The sequence below is a fragment of the Streptomyces macrosporus genome (assembly GCF_039533145.1).
GTDB classification, from domain to species: domain Bacteria; phylum Actinomycetota; class Actinomycetes; order Streptomycetales; family Streptomycetaceae; genus Streptomyces; species Streptomyces macrosporus.
The window spans coordinates 5,752-18,291 of the sequence record NZ_BAAASZ010000042.1 but is presented as its reverse complement, the minus strand read 5'-3'; the positions used below and the strand labels follow the sequence as shown (position 1 = coordinate 18,291).

The 12,540-nt window shown below is 69.8% G+C and carries 12 protein-coding genes and 3 pseudogenes; 7 read left to right on the top strand and 8 right to left on the bottom strand.

Translation table 11 applies throughout. The features are described 5' to 3' along the window. Positions 1–289: peptidase inhibitor family I36 protein (locus ABD335_RS26885; protein WP_344328157.1), on the top strand; the 289-nt coding region annotated here is incomplete at its 5' end. A gap of 824 nt (positions 290–1,113) precedes the next feature. Here the strand turns inward: ABD335_RS26885 and ABD335_RS30975 are convergent. Continuing rightward, the gene (locus ABD335_RS30975) at positions 1,114–1,371 is read right to left on the bottom strand and encodes a transposase (protein WP_425583760.1); all 258 of its coding nucleotides are present in this window, start codon (positions 1,369–1,371) and stop codon (positions 1,114–1,116) included. 166 nt (positions 1,372–1,537) lie between these two features. Beyond that, positions 1,538–1,726: pseudogene (locus ABD335_RS26865) on the bottom strand (transposase); the annotation flags it as partial. Between the two features lie 298 nt (positions 1,727–2,024). Here ABD335_RS26865 and ABD335_RS26860 point away from each other — a divergent pair. The 5 genes from ABD335_RS26860 (at position 2,025) to ABD335_RS26840 (ending at position 6,905) form a co-directional block, all read left to right on the top strand. Further along, positions 2,025–2,687, top strand: a complete 663-nt coding sequence (locus tag ABD335_RS26860) for an urease subunit gamma (protein ID WP_344328155.1) — start codon at positions 2,025–2,027, stop codon at positions 2,685–2,687. Further along, positions 2,671–4,506 (top strand): urease subunit alpha, encoded by a 1,836-nt coding sequence (locus ABD335_RS26855; protein WP_344328152.1) that lies wholly within the window; start codon positions 2,671–2,673, stop codon positions 4,504–4,506. Before ABD335_RS26860 ends, ABD335_RS26855 begins: the two co-directional genes overlap by 17 nt. 67 nt (positions 4,507–4,573) lie before the next feature. Further along, positions 4,574–5,248 carry an urease accessory protein UreF gene (locus ABD335_RS26850; RefSeq protein WP_344328149.1) on the top strand — a complete coding sequence of 225 codons (675 nt, stop codon included), beginning with the start codon at positions 4,574–4,576 and terminating at the stop codon, positions 5,246–5,248. 26 nt (positions 5,249–5,274) lie between these two features. Further along, positions 5,275–5,970 carry an urease accessory protein UreG gene (gene ureG, locus ABD335_RS26845; RefSeq protein ID WP_344328147.1) on the top strand — a complete coding sequence of 232 codons (696 nt, stop codon included), beginning with the start codon at positions 5,275–5,277 and terminating at the stop codon, positions 5,968–5,970. 311 nt (positions 5,971–6,281) lie between these two features. Beyond that, positions 6,282–6,905: an urease accessory protein UreD gene (locus ABD335_RS26840; protein ID WP_425583759.1), complete on the top strand. Its 624-nt coding sequence runs from the start codon at positions 6,282–6,284 to the stop codon at positions 6,903–6,905. A gap of 519 nt (positions 6,906–7,424) precedes the next feature. On the opposite strand, the gene ABD335_RS26835 is transcribed toward ABD335_RS26840, so the two are convergent. The 3 genes from ABD335_RS26835 to ABD335_RS26825 form a co-directional block, all read right to left on the bottom strand. Then, entirely contained in the window at positions 7,425–8,300 is an 876-nt protein-coding gene (locus ABD335_RS26835) for an IS5 family transposase (RefSeq protein WP_344328296.1), read from the bottom strand. A gap of 170 nt (positions 8,301–8,470) precedes the next feature. Beyond that, positions 8,471–9,202, bottom strand: coding sequence for a VIT1/CCC1 transporter family protein (locus tag ABD335_RS26830; protein WP_344328143.1), 732 nt, complete (start codon positions 9,200–9,202; stop codon positions 8,471–8,473). Between the two features lie 296 nt (positions 9,203–9,498). After that, positions 9,499–10,092, bottom strand: a complete 594-nt coding sequence (locus ABD335_RS26825) for a GNAT family N-acetyltransferase (RefSeq protein ID WP_344328139.1) — start codon at positions 10,090–10,092, stop codon at positions 9,499–9,501. A 184-nt stretch (positions 10,093–10,276) separates the two neighbouring features. Between ABD335_RS26825 and ABD335_RS26820 the strand changes: the two genes are divergently transcribed. Then, complete coding sequence (locus tag ABD335_RS26820; RefSeq protein ID WP_344328137.1) at positions 10,277–10,996, top strand: hypothetical protein; 720 nt, start codon at positions 10,277–10,279, stop codon at positions 10,994–10,996. On the opposite strand, the pseudogene ABD335_RS26815 reads toward ABD335_RS26820, so the two are convergent. From ABD335_RS26815 to ABD335_RS26805, 3 genes and pseudogenes are all read right to left on the bottom strand, one after another. Further along, positions 10,959–11,093, bottom strand: a pseudogene (locus ABD335_RS26815) (IS5/IS1182 family transposase); the annotation flags it as partial. The gene ABD335_RS26820 and the pseudogene ABD335_RS26815 overlap by 38 nt on opposite strands. Positions 11,094–11,109: 16 nt before the next feature. Beyond that, positions 11,110–11,750, bottom strand: a pseudogene (locus ABD335_RS26810) (DDE-type integrase/transposase/recombinase); the annotation flags it as partial. Positions 11,751–11,934: 184 nt separating this feature from the next. Next, positions 11,935–12,351 (bottom strand): SsgA family sporulation/cell division regulator, encoded by a 417-nt coding sequence (locus ABD335_RS26805; protein ID WP_344328134.1) that lies wholly within the window; start codon positions 12,349–12,351, stop codon positions 11,935–11,937. Positions 12,352–12,540: the final 189 nt, after the last annotated feature.

Sequence of the window (12,540 nt, the reverse complement as noted above, 5' to 3'; positions counted from 1 at the left end):
CGACTGCCCCAGCGGCCAGTTCTGCGCCTGGGAACATCGCGACTTCCAGGGCCAGCGGGCGAACTGGCACGGTGACGACGGCTGGTGGGAGGAGTACATCGCCGACGCCGACTCCTCTTGGGCCAACCACGGCATCGCGGGGCCGGGGATCCCGGCCTTCGTGCAGGTCTACAGCTCGGCCCATCAGGGCGGCCACATGACCATCTGCCTCGCCCCCGGCCAGGAAGTCGCCTACAACGGCGCCGCCAACGACGAAGGCGACTCCCACACGTGGGCCCACGGCTGCTGACCTTCCACACGCCGCCTGGGGGGCTGCCGTGCACCGGCAGGGCCCCCGGGCGGTAAACGGTCGGCCCCTCCTGTCACAGAACTGGGCTCCATAGCACGGCCGGCAACGCTCCGGACGCGCTCGGAGCGACCGTCAAGGCCCACCGGAGTCGTCCCTGCGCACAGAAGGCAGAAGCACAAGGTCCGCGAGACGACAGTGGCAGTCGTCAGCGCGGTCACGCACCCCCTGGCCACGCCCCGGGCCCTGTTGCTGGGCAGGGGCGCCAACGAGAGGCCCTTCAGCACATCGGCCGCGCCACCACCCTTACCGAGGCGATCCGTACGACGGTCGCCGAGAGGCTCCACCGGCTCCGGCACGGGCATCCGGCCCACTCCGACAACGGCCAGGCCAACGGACAGGTCAAGGACAAGGCCCACACCACCAACTGGTCGTCCTCGACTACGCCGGCACTCCCGAGAAGCCGCGTATCGGCCCCCCACCCCCCGGCGGCCGGGCGTACGGCGGAAAGGGCCCGAGCAAGGCGCAGCAGGCCTTCCAGCAGGGTCGTACGGGCCTCGCCCCAGTTGGGCGGAGCGGGAAGGCCCGGACCGGCCGGTGTCGCGCGGCCACGCCGAGGAGATCGCCGTCGACGGCGAGACCGAGCCCGTGACTGGGCGTGGGGTCTCGAACATTACGAGCCGCCGCGACAAACTCACCCATGAGCAGCTGGCCGCGCTGCGGGAGCTGGGTGTGGAGTGGGCCTAGGCCGGCAGCGACTGTCCGCGACAAGGTGGACCTTGGTGGTCAACCCGCCGCGAGACCACCCGAGGGCATGATGCTCCGGCTCACCGACCGGGGCCCTTTTGACGGGCTCCGGCGGCGTGCTGGTGAGCGCCGACGACCGTGGAGTCGACTCCGACCAGCCACTCCAGGTCGCCCGTGGCGCCCGCGCGGGCTTGCAGGGCGGTGAAGACCTCCTCCCAGATACCGTCGGCGGCCCACTTCCGCAGCCGGTTGCGGGCTCCCTTCCACGAGCCGGAGTGTTCGGGCAGGTCCATCCAGGGTGTCCTGGTGCGGTACTTGTACGCGATCGCGTCGATCACCTGCCGATGATCACACCACCGCCCACCCCGCTTCGGAGTCCGGGGTGGCAGCCCGTGCGGGCGGGCAGCGCGGTGGCGTCGTAGCGTCGTGGGCATGCACGATGCGCTCCGACGTATCGACCCCACCACGGACCGGGCCACCGCGGCACTCATCCTGGGGTGCCGGCCCAGCCAGGGCGGACTCCAGCAGCCGCTTGGTGAGCTGCTGAAGCAGCCCGCCCTCGCCGGTCAGCCGCAGTCCCTCGGCCTGGGCCCGTCCCACCAGCTCGTCGATCAGCCGGTCGTCCACGGCCTTGGCCGACTGCGGCTCACTCGGCTCGACGATCTCGGGCTCGGTCACGTTCTCACTGGTCATCGGTGCATCTTCCTTGATCGGGGGTTACACCGAACGATTTACAGTCCCCGTCGCTCCGCACCCACGCGCCGGTGAACTGCGTCTGGTCCTCACGTGTGCCCTGCCGATGCGCCCCGTGCGCGCCTCGTGATTCCGATTCATTCCATAAGGGGTTACTAGACGGATTCGTATTGGTGTGTTCCCCGGCTCGTTGATGATCGGTGTGCGGCGGTCGCGGCCCCGGTGGTGTCGCCACGTGGCGACACCACGGTGAAAGCGTGCTGCTCAGGTGAAGCGACGAGCAGGAGAGGAGGACGGCGTGCATCTGACTCCGCATGAGCAGGAGCGCCTGCTGGTCCACGTGGCGGCGGACGTCGCCCGGCGGCGGCGTGAGCGCGGGTTGCTATTGAACTATCCAGAGGTGATGGCGCTGCTGACAGCGCATGTCTACGAGGAGGCGCGGGCCGGAGCGACGGTCGACGCGGTGATGGAGTCCGGCCGTCATGTGCTGCGGCGCAGCGAGGTCATGGACGGCGTCCCGGAAATGATCGGCAACGTGCAGGTCGAGGCGACGTTCCCGGACGGCACGAAGCTGGTGACCATTCACGACCCGTTCGACGAGGCGACCACCAAGGTGGATGTCCATCCGGGCAAGTTGGAACTGCTGCCGGACGAGGACAAGCACCGGGTGGCATTCAACAGGGGTGCCAGGCCCGTGCCGCTGGAGGTCTCCAATCCGAAGGACCGCCCGATCCAGGTCGGCTCTCACTTCCACTTCGCCGAGGTCAACGAGGGGCTGAAGTTCTCTCGCGAAGAGGCTCACGGGATGCGGCTGCACATCGCCTCCGGCACATCCGAGCGATTCGAACCGGGCGACAAACGGACCGTGATGCTGGTCCCCATCGCCGGGGAGCGGATCGTGGCCGGGCTCCAGGCCGGCAAGAGCGAAGAGGAGAAGCACCTCGATGCCCGACAGGACTGAAGAACCCTGGTACCCACTGCTGCGCTCCCGCTACGCCGATCTGTACGGCCCGACCACCGGGGACCGGATCCGGCTCGCCGACACCAACCTCGTCTTGCGCATCGAGAAGGACTGGTGCGGTGGTCCGGGGCGCAGCGGCGACGAGATGGTCTTCGGCGGCGGCAAGGTGATCCGCGAGTCCATGGGCCAGTCGCACATCCCCCGCGACGATCCGCGCGAGCCGGTCGACACGGTGATCACCGGGGCCCTGATCCTGGACCACTGGGGCATTGTGAAGGCCGACGTCGGGCTGCGCGACGGCCGGATCCAGGCCATCGGCAAGGCTTACAACCCCGAGACGATGTCGCCGCGCCCCAACGACGACCCCCGCGCGTCCGACTTCGTCGTGGGGCCCGAGACGGAGGTGATCTCCGGCAAGGGGCGCATCCTGACCGCGGGCGGCGTCGACACGCACGTGCACTTCCTGTGTCCCGGTCAGATCCACGAGGCACTCGCGTCGGGTGTGACGACACTGATCGGCGGTGGCACCGGCCCCGCCGAAGGCAGCACGGCCACCACAGTGACACCCGGCAAATGGCACATCCAGCGGATGTTCGAGGCGCTCGACGCCTTCCCGGTGAACATCGGCCTGCTCGCCAAGGGCAGCACCGTCTGCAAGAAGGCACTGCACGACCAGATCACCGCCGGCGCCCTCGGCTTCAAGATCCACGAGGACTGGGGTGCGACCCCAGCGGTGATCGACGCGGCCCTGGCAGTGTGTGAGGAGACCGGCGTGCAGGTCGCTCTGCACGCCGACTCCCTGAACGAATCCGGTTTCGTGCACAACACCTTCGCCGCGACCAAGGACGGCAACCCCAACACCAAGGACGCCAAGTACCGCAGCCTGCACATCTTCCACATCGAAGGCGCCGGCGGCGGTCACGCGCCCGACATGATCAGCCTCGTGAGCAAGCCGAACGTGCTGCCCGCGTCGACGAACCCGACCCGGCCCCTGACGGTCAACACCGTCAAGGAGCACGTCGACATGATGATCGTGTGTCACCACCTCAATCCTGAGGTGGAGGCGGACATGAAGTTCGCCGACTCGCGGATCCGACCCTCCACCATGGCCGCCGAGGACCTGCTGCACGACATGGGCGCCATCTCGATGATGTCCTCCGACGCCCAGGCCATGGGCCGCATCGGGGAGATGATCATGCGGACCTGGCAGACCGCGCACGTCATGAAGTCCCGCTACGGCCACCTGCGCGAGGACGATGCCGACGCGGACAACTTCCGGGCCCGGCGCTACATCGCCAAATACACCATCAACCCGGCCATCACCCACGGCATCGACCACAAGGTCGGCTCCGTGGAGACCGGCAAACTCGCCGACCTGGTCCTGTGGGAACCGAAGTTCTTCGGCGTCAAACCCCACATGGTCATCAAGGGCGGCCAGATCGCCTACGCGCAGATCGGCGACGCCAACGCCTCCATCCCCACCCCGCAGCCCTACCTGCCACGCCCGGTCTGGGGCTCTACGGGCCGCTCCCCAGCGGCGAACTCCTTCAACTTCGTCGCGGCGACGGCCCTCGACGGCGAACTCTCCAGACTCGGGCTGCTCAAGCCCTTGTGCGAGATCCGGTCCACCCGGCAGGTCACCAAGGCCGACATGGTGCACAACAGCGGCGTACCGGACATCGTCGTCGACCCCGACACCTTCGAGGTCACCATCGGCGGCGCCACCACCTCCGACGTCCGCACCAGCGTGAACGGGCAGGAAGTCGGACGCAGCTATGCGACGGAACTGCCCATGGCCCAGCGGTACTTCCTGTTCTGATTCCTCCAGCCGGGGCCGGCCCTTCGCGGTCGGCACGGCCTCTCACGAAAGACGAGCCCCTCGTCCCATGAGCCGCACCGCTCTGCTGATCTTGGCCGACGGTCGCTTCCCCGCCGGAGGGCACGCCCACTCCGGCGGCATGGAAGCCGCCGTCGCCTCCGGAGGCGTGCACGACGCGGCCGGCCTGGAGGCGTTCTGCCGTGGACGCCTGCACACCGCCGGACTGACCGCAGCCGGCCTCGCCGCCGCAGCCGCCACCGGATACGACCCTCTGGCCCTGGACGAAGCCGCCGACATCCGCACCCCCATGCCGACACTGCGCCGCATCGCCCGTCGCCTCGGCCGACAGATGATGCGCGCCGCTCGCGCCACCTGGCCCAGTGCCGACCTTGACCACCTCGTCCACCACCGACCGCAGGGAGCCCACCAGCCGGTCGTCCTCGGTGTCGCGGCCCGCGCCGCCAAACTCACCCCGCTCGACGCCGCCCATGCCGCCGTCTACGAAAGCGTCGGCGGTCCGGCGACGGCGGCGGTGCGCCTGCTGAGCCTCGACCCGCTCGAGGCCACGGCGGTACTGGCACGGCTTGCCGACGACCTCGACACCGTCGCCGATGCCGCAGCCGCCATCGCGGAGCGCGTCACCGTCGAGGGCGTCACCGTCCTGCCCGCCGCGTCCGCTCCCCTGCTGGACATCACCGCCGAGCAGCACGCCGCCTGGACCGTCCGCCTCTTCGCCTCCTGACCACCCTCCACCGACCTGGAGCCCTCGTGCATCTGGACCATCCCGTGACCATGCCGCACCGCCACACCTACAGCGCCGATCCCCAGCGCCCGGACGGCAGCCGCCGCGCCCTGCGGGTCGGCTTCGGCGGGCCGGTCGGCTCGGGCAAGACCGCGACCGTCGCCGCGCTGTGCCGCGCCCTGCGGGACCGACTGTCCATCGCCGTGGTCACCAACGACATCTACACCCAAGAGGACGCCGCTTTCCTACGCCGCGAGGCCGTGCTGCCGCCGGAGCGGATCATCGCCGTCGAGACCGGGGCCTGCCCGCACACCGCCATCCGCGACGACATCTCCGCCAACCTCGAAGCGGTCGAGCACCTCGAACAGACCCTGCACCCGCTCGACCTCATCCTCATCGAGTCCGGAGGAGACAACCTCACCGCGACCTTCTCCCGCGGACTCGTCGACACCCAGGTCTTCGTCATCGACGTCGCCAGCGGCGACGACATCCCTCGCAAGGGCGGACCCGGCATCACCACCGCCGACCTCCTCGTGGTGAACAAAACCGACCTGGCGCCGTACGTCGGAGCCGACCTGGACACCATGGCGGCCGACACCCGCAAACAGCGCAAGGACCTGCCGTTCGCCTTCACCAGCCTCACCACAGCCGACGGAATCCGCCCCGTCGCCGACTGGGTCATCGAGTGCCTCACCGCCTGGCGCACCGGAGCCACCCGGTGAAGGCCGACGCACGACCGCCGACCGCTGCCCAGTCACCGGCCGTGAACCTCACACCGAACACCAGCGGCGAAACCCACGGGCGGCGATCAACCAAGGCCGGCATGCTCGACACGTCAGGCACCTCTCACGCCGTGCCCGACGCCGACGATCTCGCCCCTGCCCACCCCGCCGGTATCCGCGCCACCGCCCGCCTCCGGGCCACACACAACGGCCACGCCACGACGGTCCCCCTCCTGCACAACGACGGACCCTTCCACCTGCGTCGGTTACGGTCCCACAGGGAGCGGGCACGAATCTGCCTGCTGGGCGCGATGAGTGCACCCCTCGGCGGAGACAGACTCGCCCTCGACATCACCGCCGAGGCACACACCCGGCTGGAGGTGACCACAGCCGCCGCCACCATCGCCCTGCGCGGCCCCACCCCCGACCCCGCCACCTATGACGTACGGCTCACCGTCGGCGATCACGCGTCCTTGCACTGGCTGCCCCAGCCATTGATCAGCACCCAAGGCAGCACCGTGCACCAGACCTACCGCGTAGAACTCGCCGGCACCTCCCAGCTGCTCCTACGCGAAGAACAGCTCCTCGGACGCATCGCCGAGCCACCGGGCCATCTGTCCACCCGGCTGACCGTGCGGCGCGACGGCCGGCCGATCCTCGACCAGCACACCGCCTACGGAGCCCCGGCACCGGCTTGGGACTCACCCGCTGTACTGGGCAGCCACCGAGCAACCGGACAACTCCTCATCGTCAGCCCGGGGATGGATCCACCTGCGACGCCCGTCCTTCTCGGCGATCCGACACAGGGACACTGCGTTCTCGCACCCCTCGCCGACAGCCCGGCACTCCTCGCCACCGCCGTCGCAGCAACCCCCGCTCAGCTGCGCCGCCTTCTCGACGAGGCCCTCGCCTGTGTATCCGGCACGCAGACGTAATCTGCGGTGCGACAAGGCACGGGAAGGTTCGAACCACATGGTCCGGGCCTTCCCATCTGCCGGTAGGTGTCTGGAACCAGGAAACGGGCGGAGCGTGACGGGTCGCCCTGCGGCCACGGGCAGCGTAACTGCACCAGCCGGCCTCCCGAAGCAAGCCGGCACCCGGGCCGACTGCGCGATGTACGACCCATGTCCCGGTGTCCCGGGCCGGGCCGGCCGTTTACCGCCCGGGGCCTGCCGGAGCATGGCAGGACCTCGGGCATCCCCCGACCACCACGCTCGACTCGCCGTTCGAACCGGCGTAGGCAGGATGGCAGGCGTGAACAGCGCGCCAATCGTCGTACATCGACCCTCATGTACAGGCGGCCGGTCGGGCAGCGGCCAGCACCTGTGGGACACCGCCCAGGTGTGGGCGTAACCGTCCGCCCATCTTCCAACCGGCGGGCCGGAGGCGTCGCCGCAGACCAGGTCCGGCCGGCAGCAGGTGGTCTTCGTCCAGCCCCCTACTAGGGTCCGTCTTCAAACGGATCTCGCCCGGAGCGGAAACGACGCGAGTGTGACCGCCGCTTCGTAGGAGGTGGCGGTCTTCTCGTAGCGGGTGGCGATGCCGCGGAAGCCCTTGAGCCGGTTGAAGCAGCGTTCGATGGTGTTGCGTCGGCGGTGGGTCTGTCGGTCGAATCCTGGTGGTCTGCCGCCCTGGCGACCCCGGTTCAGCCAGTGGCGCTGTTGGTCCCGCTTCTCGGGGATGGTGTGGGCGATGCCGCGCCTGCGCAGGTAGGCGCGGAAATCGCGGAAGCTGGAGGCCGTGTCCGCGATGACCTGGTCGGGTCGGCAGCGTGGCCGGCCGAGGCCGCCGCGGGGAACGCGGACCCGCTCGAGCAGGATGCGGGCGCAGGTGCTGTCGTGGCGCCGGCCCGGCGTGACGAACATGGCCGGCGGGCGGCCCTGGCCGCCGCAGGCGAGGTGGACTTTCGTCGTCGGTCCGCCCCGGGACCGGCCGAGGGCGTGCTCGTCCGGTCCGTCCGGCCGGTAGATCCCCCTTTCCGACCGGTGGCGGCGTGCCGGTGGGCTGGGGGCGATGGTGGAGTCGATCTGCACCGGCCAGTCGAGGTCGCCGGCGGCGTCGGCGCGGGCCTGGATCCGCCGCAGGGCCCGGGTGAACACGCCGTCGAGCGCGTAGCGGCGGAAGCGGGTGTGGACCGTCTGCCACGGCCCGTGGCGTTCGGGCAGGTCACGCCGGGAGATCCCGGTCCGAAGCTTGTAGACCATCCCGTTGACGACCTGCCGGTCCTCCACCCGCGGCCAGCCCGTCGCGGCCCGCGGTATCAGCGGAGCGAGCAACTCCCACTCCTGATCGGTGAGTTGTAGCGTGAACGCCGCCCAGAGGAGCCCGATGGCGCCGACAGCGGACCCGGTCACGATCAGCACGCCCGCGATGCCGCCGCCAATCAGCGGCCCGGCGATGGTGAGGGCGGTCGCTGCGGACCAGAGCACGGGGCCGCGTCATCAAGCCGGTCGAGGGCGGGGCCGTCGCCGAGGCCGATGCCGAGCCGGTCTGCGGCGCATCATCCCACGGCGGTTCCGAACAGCGCGCCCAGGGCGTACGTCACAGCGGCGGCGGCACCACCCAGGGCGAGCTGCCGCAAACCGCTGTACCACCAGCTGCGCGCGGTGACCTTGGCCACCACCGCGCCGCAGGCGAACAGCCCGAGGAGGGCGAGGAGCACGGCCGGCCACAGGGCGCTGGCGCCCAGCAGGTAGGGCAGTACGGGCAGCAGCGCGCCGAGCGCGAACGAGCCGAAAGACGACACCGCAGCGACCATCGGGGAGGGCAGGTCGTCCGGGTCGACGCCCAACTCCTCGCGGGCGTGTATCTCCAGGGCCTGCTCGGGGTCCTTCGACAGCTGTCGGGCCACCTCGCGGGCGAGGCCGGGCTCGACTCCCCGCGACACGTACAGGGCGGCGAGCTCCTCCTCCTCGTCCTCCGGGTGCTTGCGCAGCTCGCGGCGCTCGACGTTCAGCTCGGCCTCGACGAGTTCGCGCTGGGAGGCGACGGAGGTGTACTCGCCGGCCGCCATGGAGAAGGCGCCGGCGGCCAGGCCCGCGAGACCGGTGAGGACGATGGTCTGCTGGCTCACCGAACTGCCCGCGACACCGGTCATCAGGGCGAGGTTGGAGACCAGGCCGTCCATCGCGCCGAAGACCGCCGGGCGCAGCCAGCCGCCGTTCACGTCGCGGTGCGTGTGGTTGTCGCGGTGCGCCTCGTGGAGCGTCGCTTCGGTGTCGATGATGGCCATGAGGGTCTCCCTGTAAGGCGTCGTGACCTTGGTCAAGAACTCAGGCAAAGCCGACTTTTGGACAAGTTCTATTTTTCGACAACGTCTACTCTACGTCGGACAATCCCCCACCGCCAGCAAGGGAAGGCTGGGCTAACCTGGGGTTTTACGCCGTATCGCTCATCCGTGCGATGCAATGCTCGGATGTCGTACGGCCTTGGGAACAGCGGTACAGCCGTTGGCGCTGAGATTGATCTTGAAGGCGGAGAACCCCAGCGCGAGGTGCTCGCCGGGGTCCTCCGCTGTCCGGTGGTCGGTCAGCGGCGGGAGCGCCGGCGGGTGAGTACGCATTCGTCGGGGCCGGCGTGGATGCCGAAGAGGATGTCGATGGGGGCGAAGCCCTGGGCGGGAGCGAGGACGGTGTAGCCGCAGCGGGTGTAGAAGGCGCCCAGGTCGCGTTCGGTCTCGTACGAGCCGTACAACAGGAAGTAGCCAAGCTGTTCATGGACCTGCCAGGCCCGCTTGAGCAGGGTGGTGGCGAGGCCCTGGCTGCGGGCCGTCTCGGATACCGCCAGGCCATGGATCTTGGCGACGGCTACGCCCAGGGTCAGGGCCTTCGGGGGTTCGTAGCCGTGGTCCAGCGCCCTGTCGATGATGGCCCCAGGGGCGGTGACGGACAGCACGCCGACCACCCGGTCCTCCTGGTCGACGGTGACCAGCGGCAGGCCGATGCCGGACATCGACTCGGCCATGGGTTGTGTGACGAACGCGCGGGCGGCGGTGTCGAAGAAGGGTCTTGATGGTGCCGCCCAGCCGGCCGGCAGGACGGAGGCGGCCGTGCCGTTCTCGATGGCGGAGCGCAGAACGAGGATGAGCCGGGCCCCGGCTATGGCCGGCAGTGTGTCGGCCACGTCTGTGTCCCGTGCCTGTGCGAGGCGGATGCGTGTGTCCGACGGGCCGCTCGTGGGCGCCACCACGAGAGCCGGGAGGTGTGGAGTCGCCCTTGGCCGCCTCGGGAAGGTTCAAGCCCAGCAGGTGGTGAACTGGGCACAGACGCACGACTGCTGATTCGACGTTGATCGCGTTCCGGAGCCCTTGGAGCGGGTGGAGTGCCAGGACGACACTGAAGCATGGGAGGAGCTGGGATACCGGCTCGTCCTCGAGGGTGACCTGGTGTCCCCAGCCGGTTTCGCCGCCCTGCCGCGCCTCACGCCACGCAGCGCGGCGGCGCGCGACCTGGCCGGTAGGATCCTGGAGCGCGCGGCCGGGCACCACGACTGCGATGATCTGCCGGCGGACTGCACCGGCGCGATCGCGGAGTACGGTGCGGTGCTGGACCGGCACCTGCGGTCGCGGCCGGCCGACTACCCCGTGTCCTTCCCTGCCCTGCTCGCGGTCGAAGAGGAGTACCACTGGGCGAACGCCATGGAGGGCTTCACGGACGACATCAACCACGTGGAGTGTCCCCACTGTGGCGTGGGGGTGACGATCGTCATCGGCGACTTCGAGTGCTACTCGCAGGCGTGGGACGGGGTTGAGGAGATCCGGCGGGACCTGCGACCGGCGGCCGCCACAGAACTCACCGGAACCGGCCGATGGATGCATCAGATCACTGTCTGCGATGGACAGGAGGTGCTCGCCAACGGAATTGCCGACCTGTTCGGTAGGCGGAATGCCCGGGCTGTGCCGGCGTCTTCGACGTCGCGGACGAGTACACCTCCGTCAACCGCCCGGTCTTGCGGTAGGCCACGGCGAATCCGGAACGACCTGGGGCGGATCACGGGCGGAGCCACAGCCGGATCGCGGCGACGGTGACCGTGCCGTGGAAGACGTAGGTTCTCTTGTCGTAGCGGGTTGCCACGGCTCGAAAGCTCTTGAGCCGGTTGACCGTACGCTCCACCTCGTTGCGACGACCGGTTGAATCCGGGCTGAGCTCCGCGGTCCATGTGGAGGACAACGCCGTTCACGCGGTCGCCGCGGGTGGCGACGGCCGCCTCCATCGCGTCGACCACGAGGTCGACCCGCATGTGGTCGGCGATAGACCAGCCCACCACCCGGCGCGAGCAAATGTCGATCACCGTGGCCGGGTAGAGCCACGACGATCCGACCGGGATATACGTGATGTCCCCGCACCACCGCGTGTTCAGCGCGGTGGCGGTGAAGTTGCGTTCGAGCAGATCCGGAGCCGGTGGCGCGGTGTGGTCCCGCACCGTGGTGCGCTTCTTGCGCCGCAGGTGCCGACCGGTGATGTGGTCGACACGCATCGGCCGGGCCACGCTCCCCCGCAAGCGGGGGCACCCCAACGGTTGATCTTCCGTCCGCGCGAGCAGAGCTCGGCATGCACGCGCGGGGCGCCGTGGCGTTCGGCGCCGGACTCTGCCCGGCCTCGCCCTCGTGGCGCTCGGATGTGTGCCGGGCGGTGTCCTCGCGGACCCCGGATGCGCAGCGTCTCCCCGGTGATCCCGAGCTCAGCGGCCACCGCCGCATACGTGCGCCTGCCGTCGGCGGCTCGGTACAACGCGACGGCGTCCCTCCGAAACTCCTCCGGGTACGGAGACCGGCGTCCCACCTGGACATCCCTTCCCGGACCTTCGAGATCCATTGTCGGGGTGTCCACTCCAAAGGAGCAGCCTCAGACCCGAGGCCGGGAACACGCCGGCTCTGTCGTACCGACAGTCCGGCGGCAATCCGGACGGGTTTTCGGCGTCACGGGCCGAAACCGGCGGCAACCTGCATCAGCGCCTGTCGCCTGCTCAGGCGCTCTCGCCGAGCAGTCCGCACAGCTCGCCGTCGACATCGATCAGTTGTGCCTCCTGGCCCGGCGGCACCAGTTGGTGGGTCCGTCGCAGCCATCGCTCCACAACGGCCGCCGGGGCATGGAGCAGGGCTCGTCCGTCGGGGGAGGTCAGCTCCAGGTACAGCACACGGCGTCGCCCGGCACCGGCCGGCCAGATCCGCACGTCCCCCTGCCCGCACGGTCCGAGCGTGCCCTGGGCCAGCAGTTCGCGGGAGAAGACCCACGGGACCGGGCCGTGCGAGCCGGTGTGGAAGACGATCTGGACGGCGTAGGGGTCATGCGGGCCGTAGGACAGCTGGGCCGCTACCGCGATGCTGTGGCCCGGATCGACCACCAGACGCATCGCGCACTCCTGCTCAATGAGGGTTCTCATGGACTCGGTTCTCTCTGCGCGCTGTTCTCGAGGCGGACGACGCCCGGGGCCCCGTCCGCGCGGGTCGTGCGGCAGCCGTGCGCGGATGCCGCACGTCAGGGGGACCGACCGGTGCACGGCGTGGCGGTCCCGAGGGTCGCCGCCCGCACCCGGGCGGCGGACCGGGGCGTGGTGCGGTGCGTCCGCGGT

Bases quoted from the DNA above. Each gene is read 5' to 3' on its own strand.
- ABD335_RS26850 (WP_344328149.1), top strand. From the start codon at position 4,574: ATGAGCCGCACCGCTCTGCTGATCTTGGCCGACGGTCGCTTCCCCGCC.
- ABD335_RS26840 (WP_425583759.1), top strand. From the start codon at position 6,282: ATGAGTGCACCCCTCGGCGGAGACAGACTCGCCCTCGACATCACCGCC.
- ABD335_RS26805 (WP_344328134.1), bottom strand. From the start codon at position 12,351: ATGAGAACCCTCATTGAGCAGGAGTGCGCGATGCGTCTGGTGGTCGAT.
- ABD335_RS26830 (WP_344328143.1), bottom strand. From the start codon at position 9,202: ATGGCCATCATCGACACCGAAGCGACGCTCCACGAGGCGCACCGCGAC.
- ABD335_RS26855 (WP_344328152.1), top strand. From the start codon at position 2,671: ATGCCCGACAGGACTGAAGAACCCTGGTACCCACTGCTGCGCTCCCGC.